Consider the following 20471-nt stretch of genomic DNA (forward strand, 5'->3'; position numbering starts at 1 on the left):
TTACTCGACGATGTTGAGCAGCAGGTTCGGCGAGCCCGGGCCCGGGTTGCCGACGACGTCCTTCGAGGCGCCCTCGGTCAGGGCCTTGGACACCGCGTCGGGGGTGGCGTCCTTGTGGCCGGCCAGGTAGACGGCTGCCGCGCCCGCGACGTGCGGGGAGGCCATGGACGTGCCCGAGATGGTGTCGGTGGCGTCGTCACCGGAGTTCCAGGCGCCGGTGATGTCCACGCCGGGCGCGTACAGGTCGACGACCTCGCCGTAGTTGGAGAAGTCGGCCTGTGCGTCGGTGTTGTCCGTGGCGCCGACGGTGAGGGCCTCCGGAACGCGTGCGGGCGAGCTGTTCCCCGCGTCCGAGGACTCATTACCGGCGGCCACCGCGAAGGTGACACCGGCCTTGATCGAGTTCTGGACAGCGGTGTCCAGCGCCTCGTCGGCCCCGCCGCCGAGGGACATGTTGGCGACCGACGGGGACTTGGCGTTCTTGGTCACCCAGTCGATGCCGGACACGACCTGCTCGGTGGTGCCGCTGCCGTTGTCGTCGAGCACGCGGACGGCGACGACGTCGGCCTTCTTGGCGACACCGTGCGCCTCGCCCGCGACGGTGCTGGCGACGTGCGTGCCGTGACCGTTGCCGTCGGTGGCGTCGTCGTCGCCGTCGACGGCGTCGAAGCCGCTGCTGGCGCGACCGCCGAAGTCCTTGTGGGTGGTGCGGACCCCGGTGTCGATGATGTACGCGGTGACGCCCTCACCGGCGCTGTCCGGGTACACGTACTTCTTGTCGAGGTTCAGTTCGGGGGTGTCGATGCGGTCGAGGCCCCAGGAGGGCGGGTCGGCCTGCTCGGCGGTGATGGTGTGCTTCTGGTTGGCGAAGACCTTGTCGACGGCCGGGTCGGCCGCCAGCTCCTTGGCCTCCTTCTCGGACATCTGCGCCGAGTAGCCGTTGAGGGCCGCGGTGAAGGTTCTCTTCACCTTGCCGCCGTGCTCGTTGATGACGGACTTGCCCTTGGCCGCCGCCGACTTGGTGCTCACCGCCGACTTCTTCATCGTGACGATGTAGCTGCCCTTGACCGCCTGCGCGGAGTGGGCGCCGACGACGGTGCCTTCGGCGGGCGAGGCGGTCGCCGGGAGTGCGGAGACCGTGCCGATGGCCGCCGCCGCGACGGCGGCCGATATGCCGAGGGCTACTTTCCTGCGCGTCACTGCCATGGGGAGGGTTCCTCCTCGTGTGGGGGGTGCGCTGTGGGGTGCGCAGTCAGGAACCTAAGTGGGTGACGCGAGCGGGACAAGACCGCGGCAGGAAACGGCAGTTCGCTCAAGCGTGCCCATTGAGGGCGGTTCGGACATCCCCGCGGCGGGTGCCGGCACGGGAGCTCGCGGGGCTGCGGGCGGCGTCCCGGCGCGGCGAGGGAGCGGTGGCCTGCGGCACCCAGCCGAGGCTCGCGGCACGCATCCCCAGCTGGAACCGTGTGGTGGCGCCGAGCCGTTCCATCAGCCCGTGCAGCCGGCGCTGGAACGTGCGGTAACTCACCCCCAGTTGACGGGCCATCACCTGGTCGGTCATGCCCGTCGTCAGCAGCGCCAGCAGCCGTGCCTCCTCGGCGTCCGGCCCGCCGGACGCGCCGGGTCTGCGGCCCGCGAGGTACTCGGAGATGGGCAGCGCACGGCCCCACAGCACCTCGAAGAACTCGCACAAGACCTCCAGCAGCCCGGAGGGATGCACGACGACGCTGCTGACCAGCTCGTTCGGTGCGGCACGCAGCGGTATGAGGGCGAGTCGGTCGTCGGCGATGAGCATCTTCGTCGGGGTGTCCGCCATCACCCGCGCCTCCTCGCCGAGTTCGGCGCACGCCTCGATGTCCGTGTTGAGCCGGTGGTCGAAGGTGGCCAGCCCCTCGGTGTCGTAGATGACCCGGTAGGCGATGCCCCGGCCCAGCATCTGGGCCTGGACGGGCATCATGCCGGTCTTCGGATCGAGCCGGTCGGGGTCGCTGTTGGCGTACGGGGGGCGGTCTATGCCGCGGATCTCACCGCGTGCGCTGCGCTGGAGCTGGTCGACCTGGCGGATGACGGCGGCCCGGCCGGTGACGATCTCCACCAGGTCCAGCGGGTCGCGGCCCTCGGAGTTGGCACGGAAGCGCGTGGCCAGCAACTGGATGTGCCGACGGGTACGTTGGAGCTCCTCCTCGCGGGCGACCAGCAGCGATTCGAAGGCCACCTCGGGCGCCACCGGCAGATAGCGCTCCTCGCCGCCGCGCCCCTGGGGCCGGTCGGCGTCGAACCGGCCCACGAGGTTCAGCCGCTCCAGGGATTCCAGGGCGGCGCGCACGCGTGCCGTGCCCAGCCCGAGGGCCGAGCGGAGGTCGGGGACGGTGACGGCGCCGTCGACGAGCGCCTCGTAGATCTGCTGCTGGACAGGGTCGAGATCCAGGGCATCCAACATGCTGGGCATCCTGGTCACGGTGGCGAGTTCACGTCAATGGCCGAACGGCGCCAACGCTCGTTCACTTCCACAACAACCCTGCGGAAATCCGCGGCCCGGCCCCCGCACCGATACCCGGGGAGGGCATCCCACTAAGCTGCGGCCCATGCGGACGAGCGGCGACGGACGGCGGCGGCACGCCACCGGGTGGTGCGGCCGCCTTCTGCTGTTCACGGCGCTGCTGCTGGGCATCGTCACCATGCACACGCTCGGCCATCCGTCCTCCGGCCACGGCTCGGCGGGCGACTCCCCCGCGGCACACGCGCCGCACACGGCACTCACCGCACACGACTCCCCCGCCGCCCAGGGACCCCACCGGCCGGACACGGCTCCTCCGGCACACCCGCCACTCGCGGCACAGCCGTCCTTCACGGCGCACTCCCCGCTCGATCCGCCCGCCCCGGAGGCGCCCCCGACCCGGGCGTCCGCCCTCCCGGACAGCGCCTCGCCCGCGTCCGCCCCGCACGGGAACAGGACGCAGACGGACGGGACGCAGGCGGACGGGACGCAGGAGGGAGGGCCCCGGGAGGACGGCGTTCACACCGACGGGGCCGCCCCCGCAGAGGCGGGTGCCGCGCAGGCCGGGAACCCCTCCGCGCCCGCGGAGAAGCCGCACGGGCTCGGTACCGACCCGATGTCCGTGTGCCTCGCCGTCCTCGCCGCCTGGCCGGTCCTCGCGCTGCTCGGCGCCCTGACGCTGCTCGCCTCGCTGTGGTCGGCGGTCCGCGAGCCGCTCACGCACCAGCTCGCCCGGATACGGCGCGCCCTGCGGCCCGTCGCCCCTCCCGGCCGTACCGCACTACGCCTCGCACAGCTGTCGATCCTGCGGATCTAGCCTCCCGGCGGACCCGAGCGCACCCGTCCGCCCGGCCCCTTCCGGGCCGGACCCCGCAGCACCGCACGGCTGCCGTGCCCGTCCGGCACGGCCCCGCCGTCCCTCCGTCGTGCCCGCGCCCCCGTCGCGGCCGCACGCGCGCGCTCGCCGTTCCGCCCCACCACCGCACCGGGACCGAAGAGTTCATGCGATCGACACACCCCGTGAGGTGACGGACATGCGTACGCAACACACCCCCTCGGCCACGCCGTCGGCAGCAGCTGCCGCGCCCGCCCGCCGCGCCGTGCTCGGCGCCGGTGCCGCGGCGGCGCTCGCCGGGGCCGGCCTGCTGGCCGGCTGCTCCGACGACTCCGGCTCGGCGAAGAACGGGCGCGACTACGTCGCCCCGGACGGCCCCGAGGTGCGGGCGGCCGAGAAGGAACGCGGCGGCGGCCGTACCGAGAAGGTGCGGCTGACCGCGGCGCCCTCCCGGATCGAGCTGGGCGACGGCACCACCGTGCGCACCTGGGCGTACGGCGAGCGGCTGCCCGGCAAGGAGGTCCGGGTGACGGCGGGGAGCACCCTCGCGCTGACCCTCGCCAACCACCTTCCGCAGTCGACCTCCCTGCACTGGCACGGCCTCGCGCTGCGCAACGACATGGACGGCGTACCCGCGCTCACCCAGCGCGCCCTGCGGCCGGGCGCCGAGTTCACCTACCGGTTCGCGGTGCCGCACCCGGGCACGTACTGGTTCCATCCGCACTCCGGCGTCCAGCAGGACCGCGGCCTGTACGCGCCGCTGATCGTGGAGGACCCGAAGGAGCCGCTGGAGTACGACAAGGAGTGGGTCGTCGTCCTGGACGACTGGGTCGACGGCGTCGAGGGCTCCACACCGGACGCGGTCCTCGCCGAACTCCGCAAGGGGATGGGCGGCATGGACCACGGCGGCGGCCACGGCGGCATGGACCACGGCGGCGGCCACGACATGGGCAGCATGAGCATGTCCCGCGCGGCCGGTGTCTCCGGTACGGCGTACGCGGCACCGGCCTCCTCCACCGCGTCCATGGCGTCCGCGGCGTCCATGGCATCCGTCTCGTCCCTCACGTCCACCGCCCGCCGGGCCGGCAAGGGCGACGGCCCGTCGCGGATGATGATGGGCGCCACGAGCGAGCTGCTGGGCGGCGACGCGGGCGATGTGAAGTACCCGTACCACCTGGTCAACGGGCGCACGGAGAAGGACCCCGAGGTCTTCAGGGCCCGGCCGGGCGACCGGGTGCGGATCCGGTTCGTCAACGCCGGGGGCGACACCGCCTACCGGGTCGCGCTCGGCGGCCACCGGATGACGGTCACGCACACCGACGGCTTCCCCGTCGAGCACGCCCGCACGGACGCGCTGCTGCTCGGTATGGGCGAGCGGTACGACGTGCTCGTCACCGTCGAGGACGGCGTCTTCCCGCTGACGGCGCTCGCCGAGGGCAAGAAGGCGTCGGCGCGTGCACTGCTGCGCACCGGCGGCGGCCCGGCGCCGAAGGCCGGGGAGCGCCCCGCGGAGCTGGACGGGAAACTGCTGACCGCGCAGCAGCTCGACGCCGCCGAGGACGTCTCGCTGAAGCCCGGCAGGCCGGACCGGACGGTCACGCTGAAGCTGACCGGTTCGATGGCGAAGTACGACTGGGGCATCGACGGCGAGGCGTACGACCCCGAGCAGCGGCGGCCGGTCGCGGAGGGCGAGCGGGTGCGGCTGCGCTTCGTCAACACGACCGACATGTGGCACCCGATGCATCTGCACGGCCACACCTTCCAGCTGCCGGGCGGCGGCCCCCGCAAGGACACCGCGATCGTGCTGCCGGGCCGGACGCTGGAGGTGGACTTCGACGCGGACAATCCGGGGCTGTGGATGCTCCACTGCCACAACGTCTACCACGGTGAGTCAGGCATGATGACCGTCCTCGGATATCTGAAGTAACCGCAGGTCACCGGCGGCGGGAGGGGCTCCTGGCGGCTCCTTCCCGCCGTCGCCCGGCGGCCCTGGGCGCCCATAGCGTCAGCCCGACGATTACCGAGGTTTACACTCGGAAGCGTGGCTCAACTACGTCTCGCCCTGAACCAGATCGACTCCACCGTCGGCGACCTCGAAGGCAACGCCGAGTCGGTCGTGCAGTGGACCCGGCACTCCGTCGAGCAAGGCGCCCACCTGGTGGCCTTCCCCGAGATGATGCTCACCGGCTACCCGGTCGAGGACCTCGCGCTGCGGTCCGCCTTCGTGGAGGCCAGCAGGGCGGCGCTGCGGTCGCTGGCGGGCCGGCTGGCCGACGAGGGCTTCGGTGACGTCCCCGTCGTCGTCGGCTATCTCGACCGCTGCGAACAGGCACAGCCCCGCTACGGGCAGCCCGCGGGCGCCCCGCAGAACGCCGCCGCCGTGCTGCACGGCGGCGAGGTCGTCCTCACCTTCGCCAAGCACCATCTGCCGAACTACGGCGTCTTCGACGAGTTCCGCTACTTCGTGCCGGGCGACACCATGCCGGTCGTCCGGGTGCACGGCGTCGATGTGGCGCTCGCCATCTGCGAGGACCTGTGGCAGGACGGCGGACGCGTCCCGGCCGCGCGCAGCGCCGGCGCGGGGCTGCTGCTGTCGGTGAACGCCTCGCCCTACGAGCGGGACAAGCACGACACCCGGCTGGAGCTGGTGCGCAAGCGGGCCCAGGAGGCCGGCTGCACCACGGCGTATCTGGCCATGATCGGCGGGCAGGACGAGCTGGTCTTCGACGGGGACTCGATCGTCGTCGACCCGTCCGGTGACGTCATCGCGCGCGCCCCGCAGTTCGAACAGGGCTGTGTCGTCCTCGATCTCGACCTGCCGGCAGCGGCGGCCACGCCCCCGTCCGGCACGGTGGACGACGGGCTGCGCATCGACCACCGGGTGCTGTCCGCCGAGCCGCTGCCGGCCTGGGAGCCGGAGGTCACCGGCAGCGAGGCACCGCGCCTGGAGAGCGACGAGGAGATCTACACGGCGCTCGTGGTCGGGCTGCGCGCCTACGCCGCGAAGAACGGTTTCCGCTCGGTGCTCATCGGCCTCTCCGGCGGCATCGACTCCGCGCTGACCGCCGCCATCGCCTGCGACGCGGTCGGCGCCGCGAACGTGTACGGCGTCGCCATGCCGTCCCGCTACTCCTCGCAGCACTCCCAGGACGACGCCGCCGAGCTGGCCCGGCGCACCGGGCTGAACTTCCGCACGGTGCCGATCGAGCCCATGTTCCAGGCGTACATGGGCGAGTTGCACCTCACCGGCCTCGCGGAGGAGAACCTCCAGTCGCGGCTGCGCGGCACCCTGCTGATGGCGATCTCCAACCAGGAGGGCCAGATCGTGCTCGCGCCGGGCAACAAGTCCGAGCTGGCGGTGGGGTATTCGACGCTGTACGGCGACTCGGTGGGCGCCTACGGGCCGATCAAGGACGTCTACAAGACGAACATCTTCCGGCTCGCCACCTGGCGCAACCGCGTCGCCCACGAGCGCGGCCACACCCCGCCGATCCCGGAGAACTCCATCACCAAGCCGCCGAGCGCCGAGCTGCGCCCCGGCCAGGTCGACACCGACTCGCTGCCGGACTACGACGTGCTCGACCGCGTCCTGAAGCGGTATGTCGACAAGGACCAGGGCGCCGCGGAGATCGTCGCGGCCGGCTTCGACGAGGAGACCGTCCGCCGCGTGCTGCGGATGACGGACCGCGCCGAGTACAAGCGGCGGCAGTACCCGCCGGGCACCAAGATCTCCCCCAAGGGCTTCGGCAAGGACCGCCGGCTGCCGATCACCAGTGCCTGGCGGGAAGCGCCGGCGGAGGCTACCGGGCCGTCGACAGCGGGACGGTGATCTCCTTCAGCCAGCGGGCCCGGGCGAAGTCCCGGGCCCGCAGCCGTACCCGGTCGCGGTACACCTCGACCTGGAGGCCCTGGTTGAACGCCCCCTCCACGGCGACCTCGCCGCCCTTCCCGTCGTCCCGGTAACCGGTCTGCACCGCACCGGTGTTGACGACGGAGAAGCCCTCCGGGTTCGCGGTGCCGGGCACCACCCGGCGCACGTACCAGTCGGACAGCGTGAGGTCCCAGTGCGTGTGCCCGCAGAAGAAGAAGACGTCCCGGTACCGGCCGAGGATGCCCAGCAGCCGCTCGGCCTGCACGTAGTCGTGCTGGTAGAGCGCGTTGCGGCTGCCCGAGACCGTGTCCGGCAGCGGATGGTGGCTCACGACCATCACCGGACGGCGCCGCCGCGACCAGTACCGCAGCCGGTCCTCCAGCCAGGCGAACTGCGCCTCGCTCAGCCACACCTCGTCCCACAGCTTCGGGTCGTGGTAGTGCAGGTACTTCTCGGTGCCCAGGCTCAGCACCGGGATCCCGTCGAACAGCTTCTCGGCGTACACCGAACCGCGGCCCGCGAACCGGTAGAAGCTGCGGAACAGCGAGTCCTCCGTGGTGCCGTTCGGCCAGGTCTCCTCGGCCAGCGTGTCGGGGTCGCGCCACTTCGGGACGTAGAACTCGTGGTTGCCGATGGCCCAGGCGAGATCGCCGGGCCGGACGTGCTGCCGGGCCAGCTCCGCACGCACCTGCGCGTACTCGGCGTCGTAGCCGCGCGGGGTGATGTCACCCGCGACCGCCAGGCCCGAGCCGCGCGGGTTGGTCCGCGCCATGTCGCGCAGCGCCACCCGCAGATCCGCGAGATCGCCCTGGATGTCGCTGATCACATCGAACCGCGCCACCGGCCGGCGCCCCGCCCCGCCGCCGCGCTCCCGCTCGACGGCGTGGGCGCTCCCCTGCGCCACGGTCGCCCCCGCGGCCACCGCGCCCGCGGCCACACCCAGTACGGCTCTGCGTTCCATCGGTTCCCTCTCGTCCCACGAACCCCGCCGGGCCCGCGGCCCCGGGGCGCCCCGGTCCGACGACCGGAACCCGTCCTGCATACGGCAGGACATCCGCCGCCGACAGGCCCCCGCGTGGCCGGGGGATGAACCGGGGACGACGGCACGGGGATCACGGTGCGGGAGCCGGCCGGAAGCGGAACCGGAACCACCGCGGCCCGGCCCCGCCGGCGGAGGTGGTGCCTCCTGGCGGGGCCGGGCCGGGCCGCTCGGACGCGGTTCAGTGCGAGGGTGCCGAGACCGGGCGCTCCCGGGGCGCGGACTCGGCCTCGGCGCTCTCCCCCTCCGCGCGGGCGATCACACGGGAGCCGGTGCCGCCCCGGTTGCAGAGGGCGATACCGAGGCCCACCAGGGCCAGGACGGCGCCGACCAGCGTCGGGGACGTCCAGCCCCAGCCGAGGGCGATCACGACGCCGCCGATCCAGGCGCCACCGGCGTTCGCCAGGTTGAACGCGGCCTGGTTGGACGCCGAGGCCAGCGTGGGCGCCTCGGACGCGCCGCGCATGACCAGCATCTGCACGGGCGTCGTGATCAGGAAGCCGACGGCACCGAGCAGCAGCACGAGGACGAGCGCCAGCCAGGTCACGTCCGCCGCGAAGTGGAAGGCCGTCAGCAGGACGCCGAGGGTGCCGAGCGCCACATAGAGCGTGGGGCGCGGGGCGCGGTCGGTGAGCGGTCCCGCGATCAGCGTGCCCAGCGTCATGCCGATGCCGAACAGTGCGAGGACGAGCGTGACCGAGCCCTCGGCGAGCCCGGTCACCTTGGTCATCATCGACGAGAGATAGCTGTAGAAGGCGAAGATCCCGGCGAAGCCGAAGACCGCGGTCAACAGGCCGAGCAGCACCTGGCGGTTGGCGAGCGCGCGGATCTCGTGCCGTACGCCGCCCTGGTGCTCCAGCGGCAGCCGGGGCACGAGCGCGGCGAGCGCGGCCATGGCGACCAGGCCGATCGCGGAGACGACGAGGAAGGTGGCGCGCCAGCCCAGGTGCTGGCCGAGGGCGGTGGCCGCGGGCACGCCGACGATGTTGGCGACCGTCAGGCCGAGGAACATCATCGCGACGGCGCGCGCCGCGCGGCCCTCCCTCACGAGCCGGGCGGCGACGACCGCGCCGACGCCGAAGAACGCGCCGTGCGGCAGACCGGCCAGCATCCGGCCGGCGACGAGCGTGGGGAATCCGGGCGCGAAGGCCGTGGCCAGGTTCCCGGCGGTGAACAGCGCCATCAGGAACAGCAGCATCCGCTTGCGCGGGACGCGGGCGCCGAACGCGGTCAGCAGCGGGGCGCCGATGACGACGCCGAGCGCGTACGCGGACACCAGATATCCGGCGGTGGGCACCGAGATCTGTAGGTCGTCGGCCACGTTGGGCAGCAGACCCATCATCACGAACTCGGTGGTGCCTATGCCGAAGGCGGCCACGGCGAGAGCGAGCAGGGCAAGGGGCATGGCTGGCGGTAGAACCTTTCCGACAGGAGGGTGGATGTCCGGGCGCCGGACGTGTGCGGGGCCGGGGCGCGCCGCGTCCCGGGACGGCCTGTACGGGCACGGCGGCGGGCCCGAAGCGACGGTCCGGACGGCGGCGACACCGTCCGGACCGTTAAGTTCCCCAGGGCAACAAAGAGTGGCAGCCGTGTGTTCCCGGGGCAAACGGGATCCGCCCCTCGCTCCCGTGCGGGGCTGTGCGGGCCCGTGCGGGAGGGAGGGGCGGACGGCGCCGGGTACGGCGGCGGGCGTCAGTCGCTCAGGTCGACCGAGGCGGCGATCGGCAGATGATCGCTGCCGGTGGAGGGGAGCGACCAGGCGGAGACCGGGGTGGCGCCCTTGACCATGATCTGGTCGATCCGCGCCATCGGGAACGACGCCGGCCAGCTGAAGCCCATGCCGTCGCCGGCCGCGCCCTGCACCGAGCGCATCTGCGAGGTGATCGGGGAGAGGGAGCGGTCGTTCATCGTGCCGTTGAGGTCACCGAGGAGGACGATCTTGTCGGCCTTCTCGTGCCGGATGGCGTAGCCGAGCGCGGCGGCGCTGCCGTCCCGCTTCCCCGCGGTGAAGCCGGAGCGGAACTGGACGCGGACGGACGGCAGATGCGCCACATAGACGGCCACGTCGCCCTTCGGGGTGCTTACCGTGGCCCGCATGGCGCGCGGCCAGCCCATCTTGAGGTCGACGGACCGCACGTCCCGCATCGGGTACTTGCTCCACAGCCCGACCGTGCCCAAGAGCTTGTGGTGCCGGTGCGAGCGCTCCAGCCCCTTCTCGAAGGTGTCCGCCTGCTTCGAGGTGACCTCCTCCAGCGCGACGACGTCGGCGCCGGAGGCGGCCAGCGCCTTCGCGGTGCCCTGCGGATCGGGGTTCTCCGCGTTGACGTTGTGCGTGACGACGGTGAGATCGCCGCCGGTGCCCGACTTGGAGGTGAGCTGCCCCGCGAAGAGGTTCGCCCACACCAGCAGCGGCAGCAGGACGGCGATCAGCGCGGTGGCCGAGCGCCGCAGCAGCGCACCGGCGAGCAGCAGCAGGATCGGCACGCCCGACCAGGGCAGGAACGTCTCCCACAGGGAGCCCAGGTTGCCGACCGAGTTGGGGATGTCGGCGTGCAGCATCATCGCCAGCGCGAGCAGGACGGCGAGCGCCGCCAGCACCAGCCCGCGCCGCCAGATGCCCGGCCCGCGCACGCCCCACCGGTCGCGCCACGCCCGGGAACCCGCGCGGCTCCCGCCGTCCACGGTGTCCCCGGTGTGCCCGGATTCCGCCATGTGCGCGCGCGCCATCCGCCGTCCTCACTTGCCTGTGCTGATGCCCGATGAACCCTAGGCGATACCGGCTCCCGTGAAGCTGAACGCCGAGACCCGGCCGCCGGGTTCGACGGCTTCCGTGCCGTCCGTCCGGCTCGCCTGGAACGTACGGTTGCGGACCGTACGGGATCAGGGACGTACGAGGGGCGCGAGAGGTTCCGGCGGACCGCGGCGCGCACGACACTGTGACAGAACCCGCACACGACGGGTGACCGTTCACTCACCCGGGGCGGGAACCGTCACGCGTCCCCGGCGGGAACGGTCACGCGCGCCGCGCGGGGAGTCGGCCATTCACCCTGTGCCCGGCGGGAGTTCGGACCGGTCCTGGGGCCGGATCCCCTCCAGGACGCCGTCGACGATCTGCCGGGGGAGGTCCTCGGGAAGGTCGTCCCAGGGACGCAGGACCATCCGGGTCAGCAGGGGTCCGGTGATGAGGTCGGCGAGGACGGTCGGATCGAGATCGTCGCGGAGTTCACCGGAAGCGACGGCCGTGGCCAGCACCTCCAGCATGGCGGCCCGGCGCCGGGCGACCACCGTGTCGTGGTACTGCCGCCACAGCCGCGGATGGCTCTTGACGTGCCCGGCCATGGTCCGCAGCAGCGTCGAGCGGCGCTTGGCCACGCCGATGCCGCGCTGCCATTCGAGGACGCCGAGGAGGATCTCGCGGACGGGGCCCTCGGTCGGCCCCTCGTAGGGCGGCTCCTCCAGCTCCCGCAGCACGTACAGGAGCAGCTCGTCCTTGCCGGACCAGCGGCGGTAGACGGCGGCCTTGCCGACGCCGGCGGTGCGGGCGACCCGCTCGATGGACAGGCCGTCGATGGAGGTCCCTTCCTCCAGCAGCCGGATCACCGCGTCGACGATGGCCCGCTCGACCGCCCGACTGCGGGGCCGGCCCCGGGGCCGCTCGGCCGCCCAGGGCCGGCGGTCGACGCCCGGGCCGGAACCGTCCGCCCTCGCGTCCGCTCCCGGCTGTCCGCCGTCCCCGTCCGGCCGTTCGCCGTCCGCTCCCGACCGTGTGCCGTCTGCGCCGCTCACCGTCGTGTCACCGCTCCGTTCCGACTGGCTCCTGCTCCGGTCCCCCCTGTGCCTCATCCTCTCGCGCCCGCGCGGAGGCCGGTCTGCCCGGCAGCCACAGGGCGACGACCAGCGCGCCGACGAGGGCGACGGCCGCGGCGGCGAGCACGGTCGTGTGCATGGCGTCGACGAAGGACGCCTTGGCGGGGCCGACGAGGGCCTGCCCGGCGGGGCCGAGGCGGTCGGCGAGGCCGAGGGTGGCCTCGATGGACTCGCCCGCGGCGTGCCGTGCGCCGTCGGGCAGCCCGGGCACGGAACCGAGCGGTCCGGCGATGCCGTCCCGGTAGGCGCTGGAGAGCACCGAGCCGAGGACGGCCACCCCGAGCGCGCCGCCGACCTGGCGGAAGGTGTTGTTGACGGCGGAGCCGGAACCGGCCTTCTCGGTGGGGAGCGACTGCATGATCGAGACGGTGGCGGGCGGCATGATGTGCGCCATCGCGCTGCCCATGACGAAGAAGAGCACCTCCAGCACCCACAGCGGGGTCGACTCGTCGAGGAAGGCGAAGCCCCCCATGCCGACGGCGACGCACACCATGCCGGTGGTGCACACGGCCTTGGCGCCGAACCGGGCGACCACGGCGCTGGCCCGCGGCGCGAAGATCATCTGCGCGGCGGCCAGCGGCAGCATGAGCAGCCCCGCCTCCAGCGCGCTGAAGCCCCGCACGCTCTGGATGTAGAAGACGGAGAAGAACGTCGAGCCCATGAGGGCGAAGAAGACCAGCGCGATGGCGGCGACGGCGGCCGAGAAGGCCGGCTTGCGGAAGTACCGCATGTCCAGGGCCGGTTGGCTGCTGTGCCGCTCGTGCAGGACGAACAGGACGAGGACGAGCAGCCCGCCGCCGGCCGTCGCCAGCACCGCCGGGTCGGTGAAGTCGGCCAGCTGGCCGCCCTTGATGATGCCGTAGACGAGCAGCACGAGGCCGGCGACCGACAGCAGCACCCCGAGCGGGTCGAACCGGCCGGGCGCCGGGTCGCGGGAGTCGGGCACCAGCAGCGCCATCGCGACGAGCGCGACGGCCACGACGGGCGCGTTGACGAGGAACACCGAGCCCCACCAGAAGTGTTCGAGCAGCAGCCCGCCGGTGATCGGCCCGATGGCGATGGCCAGTCCGACGCCGCCGGCCCAGATGCCGATGGCCCTGGGCTGTTCGTGCCGGGGGAAGACGTTCATCAGCACGGCGAGGGTGGCGGGCATCACGAGGGCGCCGCCCAGGCCCATCACCCCGCGGTAGGCGATCAGTTCGCCGGGTCCGGAGGAGTACCCGGCCAGCACGGAGGCGACGCCGAAGACGGCGAGGCCGGTCAGCAGGACCTTCTTGCGGCCCACGCGGTCGCCGAGCAGGCCCGCGGTGAACAGCAGTCCGGCGAAGACGAGCGTGTAGGAGTTGATCGCCCACTCCAGCTCGCTCTGGGTGGCGCCGAGGCCGGTGGGCGACGGCTGGGCGATGGTCTTCATCGCCACGTTGAGGATCGAGTTGTCGAGGACGACGACCAGCAGGCTGAGCATCAGCACGCCGAGGATCGCCCAGCGGCGCGGGTGTGCCGCCTCGGATATCTGCGGGGAACTCATGGCGGCCGAGTGTAGGCCATTTCCGATACGGTCCCGTTCCGTTTCGTATGCGAGATGAGGGCTCCCCGCCCGTGAGGGGGGCGGAAGCGTGTTCGAGCCGAACGGGGGCGGGCCCTGTTCGGGTGCGGCCGGGCGTGCCAGCATGGAGCCGAATCCGGAGACGCCGTCAGGGCGCTTCGAGACGACCACACAGGAGTTCAGCCATGCCGCAGTCGACGCCGCATGCCCAGACACAGGCCCCGCCGGCCTCGCCTTCCACGCCGTCGGCGCAGCCGTCGCCTTCTTCGCCTTCTTCGCCCTCTCCGTCTTCTCCGTCCTCGTCCGGGGCCACGCTGTACGGCGGGGCCCGCAACCGCCGGGTGACCGTGCGCGACCTCGCACGCGCCAAGGAGCGGGGCGAGAAGTGGCCCATGCTCACCGCCTACGACGCCATGATCGCCTCCGTCTTCGACGAGGCCGGCATCCCCGTGCTGCTCGTCGGCGACTCGATGGGCAACTGCCACCTCGGCTACGACACCACCGTGCCCGTCACGCTGGACCAGATCGCGATGCTCACCGCCGCGGTCGTACGGGGCACCAGCAGGCCGCTGATCGTCGCCGACCTGCCGTTCGGCTCGTACCAGGAGAGCGACGTCCAGGCGCTGCGCAGTGCGACCCGGCTGGTGAAGGAGGCCGGCGCGGGCGCCGTGAAGCTGGAGGGCGGCGAGCGCTCCGCCGAGCAGATCGGGCTGCTGGTGCGCTCCGGCATCCCCGTCATGGCGCACATCGGGCTCACCCCGCAGTCCGTGCACGCCATGGGCTACCGGGTGCAGGGCCGCGGCGAGGAGGCGGCCGAGCAGCTCCTGCGGGACGCGAAGGCCGTGCAGGACGCGGGCGCCTTCGCGGTGGTCATGGAGATGGTGCCGGCCGGGGTGGCCGGCGAGGTGACGCGGGCCCTCGCCGTACCGACGGTGGGCATCGGCGCCGGCCCGGAGTGCGACGCCCAGGTGCTGGTGTGGACCGACATGGCCGGGCTGACCCCGGGCCGGCTGCCCCGCTTCGTGAAGCAGTACGCACAGCTGCGCGAGACGCTCACCGAGGCCGTCTCCGCCTACGCCTCCGAGGTCGTCTCCGGGGCGTTCCCGCAGGCCGCGCACGCTTTCGAGTGAGCGGGTGCCGCGTCCCCCGGCCCCGGGGGACGCGGCACGGCCCGACAGCACGTCACCGGCGCCCTTCGGGTGTAGGTGAACTGTCGGTCGTTTGTCGGTGGGCCCTGGCACGGTGTGTGCCATGACGCGAGAGAAGACGACGAACGCGGTCGAGGTCCGCGGGCTGGTGAAGCACTTCGGGACGACGAAGGCTGTCGACGGCATCGATCTCGATGTGCGCGAGGGCACTGTCATGGGTGTGCTCGGGCCGAACGGCGCGGGCAAGACCACCCTCGTCCGGATGCTCTCCACCCTGCTGCAGCCGGACGCCGGCACCGCCCATGTGGCGGGGTACGACGTGGTCCGCCAGCCGCGCCAGCTGCGGCGCACGATAGGTCTCACCGGGCAGTACGCCTCGGTGGACGAGAAGCTTTCGGGCTGGGAGAACCTGTACATGATCGGGCGGCTGCTCGATCTGTCCCGCTCCGAGGCGCGCAGGCGTGCCGACGAGATGCTGGAGCGGTTCTCGCTGACCGAGGCGGCCAAGCGCCCCGCCAGCAAGTACAGCGGAGGCATGCGCCGCAGGCTCGACCTGGCAGCGTCCATGATCGGCCGCCCCCGGGTGCTGTATCTGGACGAGCCGACGACGGGCCTGGACCCGCGCACCCGCAACGAGGTGTGGGACGAGGTCCAGAACATCGTGGCGGACGGCAACACCGTCCTGCTCACGACGCAGTACATGGAGGAGGCCGAGCAGCTGGCCAACGAGCTCACGGTGGTCGACCGCGGCAAGGTCATCGCCGAGGGCCGGGTGCAGGAGCTGAAGGCGAAGGTGGGCGGCCGGACGCTGGAGATCCGTCCGGCCGATCAGGGCGAGCTGCACCGGATGGTCGGTGCGCTGGCGCAGGCCGGGCTCGACGGCGTCGGCGGCGCCACGGCCAGCGAGGACGCCGGCGTGGTGAGCGTGCCGATCGTCAGCGACGAGCAACTGACCGCCGTGGTGGGCCTGTTGAGCGAGCGCGGCTTCGCACTCGCCGACATCTCCACCCATCTGCCCAGCCTGGACGAGGTGTTCCTGGCGCTCACCGGCCAGACGGCCACCCACGAGGACGACAGAGACGCAATCGAGGAGGTCGCGGCGTGAGTACCGCCACCGTGAAGACCCCCAGGCCGGCCGGCTCCCCCGGTCCGGACGCGGGCACGCCGCCGGTGAAGCCGGGGGTGGACGAGGGCCGCATAGGTCTGCGGGCCAATCTGCGCCACATCGGCGCGCTGGTCCGCCGCAACGCGCTCCAGATCAAGCAGGACCCCGAGTCGATGATGGACGCGCTGCTGATGCCCATCGTCTTCACCCTGCTGTTCGTGTACGTCTTCGGCGGCGCGATCGGCGGCGGCAAGGGCGGCAGCCGGGACGACTACGTGCAGTACCTGGTCCCCGGCATGATGGGCATGATGAGCATGTCCATCGCGATGGCCGTCGGCACGGGCATCAACGAGGACTTCCGCAAGGGCGTGATGGACCGCTTCCGGTCCATGCCGATCGCCCGCTCCTCGGTGCTGATCGCCAAGTCGCTGGTCGAGGTCGGCCGCATGCTGGTGGCCATCATCGTGCTGCTGACGGTCGGCATCCTGGTCGGCTTCGACGTCAACGGGCACTGGCTCGGGATGCTGGGGGCGATCGGCCTGACGGCGCTGTTCGGCTCGGCGCTGCTGTGGGTGTTCATCATCGTCGGCCTGACGATGCGCACCGCGCAGGCCGTGCAGGGCATCTCCTTCCTGGTGCTGATGCCGCTCCAGTTCGGTTCGTCGGTGTTCGTACCGACCGGCACCATGCCCGGCTGGCTCAAGGCGTTCACGGACGTCAACCCGCTGACCCACGTGGCGGATTCGGCCCGTGGTCTGATGCTCGGGCAGGGCGAGGTCGGCAGCCCGGTGATGTGGACGGTGATCTGGTCGGTGGGACTGACGCTGGCGACGGCGCCGTTCGCCATCGCGATGTTCCGGAAGAAGACCTGAGCCCCCGGCTCCGGTGCGCCGCGCGGCGGGTCCGGTCCCGCTTCCGCCCGGCCGCCGGGGCCCGGCCAGGAGATCCCGTGCGGCCCGGCGTCCGCTACCGCTCCGTGCGGAGCGCGGCACCGGGCCGGTGCACGAGGGCGACGGCGTCGTCGAGCGTCAGCTCACCGCCCGCCGCCCAGGCACGGTCGTACGCCTCCGCGGTGAGCACGGCCCGTGCCGCACGCTCGGCCTCCCGGCGCTCGTCCTGCTCGACGGGGTGCACGAAGAAGCCCTCGGGCAGCTCCGAGAGGTGGTCGTAGGCGCCCACCAGCCGGGCGGCCACCTCGGCGCCCCGCGGCGGCGGGGGCGAGGCCGCCGGGTCCGGCTCGCCGGCGTCGAGCAGCGCGAACGCCGTCGCGGCGGTGAGGATCTGGGCGAGCGACAGATGCGGTGCGACGGTCTCGGCGATGATGCCGCGGGTCTTGCCGATGCCCTCCCGGACCTTCGCCAGCGCCTGGGCCGGGTGGCCCTGGCGGCAGTGCGCCCAGGCCAGCACGCCCTTGACGAGCCCCTCGAAGAACTCGGGGGGCTGCTGCCGCGCCTGCTCCTCCAGCGGGCCCAGCAGTTCCCACGCTTCGGCGAAGTCGCCCCGCCGGACCAGATGTGTGGCCAGCTGGAGGGCGCCGAAGTTGATGCCGTCGGCGGTGGCCTCCGCCTCCCCCACCGACTCCCGGAGCAGCCGGTCGCCCTCGGCCCGGAGCGCGGGGTCGTCCAGCTCGACGAGCGAGGCGCCCAGCCGGGACTTCAGCAGCGGCACCTGGCTGTGTGCGCCCAGCCGTTCGGCGCGGTCGATGGCGGCCCGGTAGTCCTCGGCGGCCTTCGCGAACTCGCCCCGTACACAGGCCGATTCGGCCCGTCCGGAGAGCGCCTCGGCCTCGCCCCAGGCGTCCCCGACGGCGCGGAAGATCTCCAGGCTCTCGGCGGCATCCCTGGCCGACTGGTCCCAGGTGCGGGGGCGGTCGGCGGTGAGCTTGGAGCGCAGCTGGAGCACGAAGGCCAGATTCCAGTCGTACGCCTGCTCCCGGCAGCCCCGTACGGTGGCGTCCACCAGTTCGGCGAGGCCGTCGAAGGTGCCCGTCATGATCCAGGCGAAGATCCACATGGTGCCCGGGATCCGGCAGGTCTGCGGCATGCCGGGTGTGTAGGCCCGGGTGATCCGGCGCAGCTCCTCCTGCCGTTCGGGGGTGTCCAGTTCGACCATGCCGTCCTCGGCGTCGGTCAGCAGCATCAGCCGCACCCCGCGCCGGGCCTCCCACAGCAGCTCCTCGCGCATCGGCGGCGGCGCGTCCGTACAGCCCTCGTACAGCGGGGGCACCGGGCGCGGCGGGGAGAACGGGTCGGGGCCCAGTCCGGCGGCGGCCCTCGCCCAGACGCGGGCGTCCGTGCGGTGGTCGCGCAGCTGCCAGAACCAGCTCATGGAGAGGGTGAGGCAGAGCGCCTCGTGCTCGTCGCCCGCGGCGAGCGCCCGGCGCAGCGCGGCGCGGATGTTGTCGTGCTCGCGCTCCAGACGGCCGAGCCAGGCGACCTGTTCGGGCCCCCGCAGCAACGGGTCGGCGACGCGGGCGAGTTCGCGGTAGACGACCAGGTGGCGGCGCTCGGCGCGCTCGCGTTCCTCGGGCACCTCGTCCAGCTTGCCGGCGGCGTACTCGCCGACGGTCTCCAGCAGCCGGTAGCGCATCCCGCCGGTCTCCGGGACCGGGACCGCGACGACCAACGATTTGTCGACAAGTGACCCGACGATTCCGGCCACGTCCACCGCGCCGGCGACGGGGGCGCCGTCCGCCGTGCCCGTGGCGAGGTCGGCGCAGACCTCCTCGACCTCCTCCAGCTCGCAGCCGCCGGCGAACACCGACAGCCGCCGCAGCACGGCCCGTTCGGCCTCGTCCAGCAGCTCCCAGGACCAGTCGACGACGGCCCGGAGCGTCTGCTGGCGGGGCAGCACCGTGCGGCTGCCGCTGGTCAGCAGCCGGAACCGGTCGTCCAGCCGGCGGGCGAGCTGGTGCGGGGTGAGGGACCGCAGCCGGGCGGCGGCCAGCTCGATGGCCAGCGGCAGCCCGTCCAGCCGGCGGCAGATCTCCGCGCACGCCTCCGGATCGTCCTCGACGCGGAAGCCCGGCCGGGCGGCGGCACCGCGGTCGGCCAGCAGCCGCAGCGCCACCGGGTCCGGCAGCGGTTCGACCGGGCGGACGGACTCGCCGGGCACCCCCAGCGGCTCCCGGCTGGTGGCGAGCACCGTGACGCCGGGGCACTCCAGCAGCAGCGTCTCGACGACACGGGCCGCGGCGTCGATGACGTGCTCGCAGTTGTCCAGCACCAGCAGCATGTGCCGGCTCGCGCAGCGCTCCGCGAGCTGTGCGAGGGGGTCGCCGGCGTGCGGATCGGAGGCGGCACGCAGCTGCTCGGCCGAGCCGCCCCGGATGACCGTCTCGTGCCCGCCGAGCGCCGTCAGCACCGCCTCGGCCGTCGCCTCGACGCGTTCGGCCTCCCGGACGGGCGCCAGCTCGGCCACCCAGACGCCGTCCTCCCAGCGGGGCGCGGGCTCGGGCCCGCCCGGCGCGGACGTCTCCCCCGCGGCCTGCTCGGCCCGGGCGCGCTCCGCCGTCTCCAGCGACAGCCGCGTCTTGCCCGCGCCGCCCGGGCCGGTGAGCGTGACCAGCCGGGAGGAGGCCAACTCGCGAGCGACCGCCGCCAGTTCCTCGTCCCGCCCGACGAAGGACGTCAGCGCCGCACGCAGATTGCCGGGCGCGGCACGGCGGGCCCGGGCGGGGGGCCGCGCCGCCTGCGGGGACGCCGGGGCCGCAGGCGCGGGGGCCGGTTCGGCCGGGTGCCGCGCACCGGGGCCGCCTGTGCCGTCCGGCGCGGGGGCACCGCCCGTGAGCAACTCGGTGTGCAGGGCGCGCAGTTCGGCGCCCGGGTCGACGCCGAGGCGGTCCGCCAGCCGGCGCCGGACCGCCTCGTAGGACTCCAGCGCCTCGGCGCCCCGGCCGCTGTCGCGCAGGGCACGCAGCAGAAGCGCCTGGAGCGGTTCGTCGAGCGGGTGTTCGGCGGCGAGCTGGCGCACCGCCGGCAGCACCTCCTCGGCCCGGCCCAGGGCCAGGGCCGCCCCCGCGCGGTCCCGGCGCACCGCCAACAGCCGCTCCTCGGCGCGTACCCCGGCGGCCCCTCCGCCGTCGGGCAGATCGGCCAGGGCCGGGCCGCGCCACAGCGCGAGCGCGTCGTCCAGCAGGCCGGCGGCCTTGACCGCGTCGCCCGCGGCGAGCGCCGCACCCCCCTCGGTGGCGAGCCGCTCGAAGCGGAACAGATCGATGTCGTCGCGCTCGACGACGAGCTTGTAGCCGCCGGTGACCGAGGCCACGGCCTGCCGCCCCAGGGATCTTCGCAGCCGGCCGACCAGCGCCTGGAGCGCCGCCGGTTCGTCCGCCGGGGGCCCGCCGCCGTCGTCCTCGCTCCACACCGCGGCCACCAGTTCGCCGGTGCGGACGGGCCGGCCGCCCGCGAGAGCGAGCGCCGTCAGCAGGGCACGCAGGCGCGCACCGCCGACCGGGACGGCCGTGCCGTCCTCGCGGAACACCTGCGTCGTCCCCAGAACGCGATAGACGTAGCGCACCCCCACATACTGCCAGCAGCCCCCGACAGCGCCCGGGCCGGTTCA

The 20471-nt window shown here is 73.2% G+C and carries 14 protein-coding genes; 6 read left to right on the forward strand and 8 right to left on the reverse strand.

All coding sequences use genetic code 11. The features are described from left to right. Nucleotides 1-1206 carry a S8 family peptidase gene (locus SCA03_RS13040; RefSeq protein WP_030879902.1) on the reverse strand — a complete coding sequence of 402 codons (1206 nt, stop codon included), beginning with the start codon at nucleotides 1204-1206 and terminating at the stop codon, nucleotides 1-3. A gap of 106 nt (nucleotides 1207-1312) precedes the next feature. Then, nucleotides 1313-2449 (reverse strand): helix-turn-helix transcriptional regulator, encoded by a 1137-nt coding sequence (locus SCA03_RS13045; RefSeq protein WP_230988631.1) that lies wholly within the window; start codon nucleotides 2447-2449, stop codon nucleotides 1313-1315. A gap of 136 nt (nucleotides 2450-2585) precedes the next feature. Here SCA03_RS13045 and SCA03_RS13050 point away from each other — a divergent pair, with 136 nt between their 5' ends. The 3 genes from SCA03_RS13050 (at nucleotide 2586) to SCA03_RS13060 (ending at nucleotide 7161) form a co-directional block, all read left to right on the forward strand. After that, a complete protein-coding gene (locus SCA03_RS13050; protein WP_086817643.1) occupies nucleotides 2586-3314 on the forward strand; it encodes a hypothetical protein in 729 nt (242 codons plus the stop codon). A 217-nt stretch (nucleotides 3315-3531) separates the two neighbouring features. Next, nucleotides 3532-5259, forward strand: a complete 1728-nt coding sequence (locus tag SCA03_RS13055) for a multicopper oxidase family protein (protein ID WP_086817645.1) — start codon at nucleotides 3532-3534, stop codon at nucleotides 5257-5259. A gap of 114 nt (nucleotides 5260-5373) precedes the next feature. Further along, nucleotides 5374-7161 (forward strand): NAD+ synthase, encoded by a 1788-nt coding sequence (locus SCA03_RS13060; protein ID WP_037851568.1) that lies wholly within the window; start codon nucleotides 5374-5376, stop codon nucleotides 7159-7161. On the opposite strand, the gene SCA03_RS13065 is transcribed toward SCA03_RS13060, so the two are convergent. The 5 genes from SCA03_RS13065 to SCA03_RS13085 form a co-directional block, all read right to left on the reverse strand. Beyond that, nucleotides 7133-8164: a metallophosphoesterase family protein gene (locus SCA03_RS13065; protein WP_086817646.1), complete on the reverse strand. Its 1032-nt coding sequence runs from the start codon at nucleotides 8162-8164 to the stop codon at nucleotides 7133-7135. The two genes, SCA03_RS13060 and SCA03_RS13065, sit on opposite strands and share 29 nt — an antisense overlap. Nucleotides 8165-8423: 259 nt before the next feature. After that, nucleotides 8424-9647, reverse strand: coding sequence for an MFS transporter (locus SCA03_RS13070; RefSeq protein WP_030879915.1), 1224 nt, complete (start codon nucleotides 9645-9647; stop codon nucleotides 8424-8426). Nucleotides 9648-9934: 287 nt separating this feature from the next. Further along, the gene (locus SCA03_RS13075; RefSeq protein WP_030879939.1) at nucleotides 9935-10969 is read right to left on the reverse strand and encodes an endonuclease/exonuclease/phosphatase family protein; all 1035 of its coding nucleotides are present in this window, start codon (nucleotides 10967-10969) and stop codon (nucleotides 9935-9937) included. A 315-nt stretch (nucleotides 10970-11284) separates the two neighbouring features. Then, nucleotides 11285-12028, reverse strand: a complete 744-nt coding sequence (locus SCA03_RS13080; protein WP_230988632.1) for a TetR/AcrR family transcriptional regulator — start codon at nucleotides 12026-12028, stop codon at nucleotides 11285-11287. Nucleotides 12029-12035: 7 nt separating this feature from the next. Beyond that, entirely contained in the window at nucleotides 12036-13637 is a 1602-nt protein-coding gene (locus tag SCA03_RS13085) for an MFS transporter (RefSeq protein WP_030893069.1), read from the reverse strand. Between the two features lie 203 nt (nucleotides 13638-13840). Here SCA03_RS13085 and panB point away from each other — a divergent pair, with 203 nt between their 5' ends. From panB to SCA03_RS13100, 3 genes are all read left to right on the forward strand, one after another. After that, on the forward strand, nucleotides 13841-14785 hold the full coding sequence (panB, locus tag SCA03_RS13090; protein WP_086818258.1) for a 3-methyl-2-oxobutanoate hydroxymethyltransferase: 945 nt from the start codon (nucleotides 13841-13843) through the stop codon (nucleotides 14783-14785). A 121-nt stretch (nucleotides 14786-14906) separates the two neighbouring features. Beyond that, entirely contained in the window at nucleotides 14907-15908 is a 1002-nt protein-coding gene (locus tag SCA03_RS13095; RefSeq protein ID WP_030879957.1) for an ATP-binding cassette domain-containing protein, read from the forward strand. Next, a complete protein-coding gene (locus SCA03_RS13100; protein ID WP_030879960.1) occupies nucleotides 15905-16780 on the forward strand; it encodes an ABC transporter permease in 876 nt (291 codons plus the stop codon). The genes SCA03_RS13095 and SCA03_RS13100 overlap by 4 nt, the downstream gene beginning before the upstream one ends. A 94-nt stretch (nucleotides 16781-16874) precedes the next feature. Here the strand turns inward: SCA03_RS13100 and SCA03_RS13105 are convergent, their stop codons facing one another. Further along, nucleotides 16875-20432: an AfsR/SARP family transcriptional regulator gene (locus SCA03_RS13105; protein WP_086818257.1), complete on the reverse strand. Its 3558-nt coding sequence runs from the start codon at nucleotides 20430-20432 to the stop codon at nucleotides 16875-16877. Between the last annotated feature and the right edge of the window lie 39 nt (nucleotides 20433-20471).

Origin of the sequence: Streptomyces cacaoi, from assembly GCF_006539165.1 — a bacterium.
GTDB lineage: Bacteria > Actinomycetota > Actinomycetes > Streptomycetales > Streptomycetaceae > Streptomyces > Streptomyces cacaoi.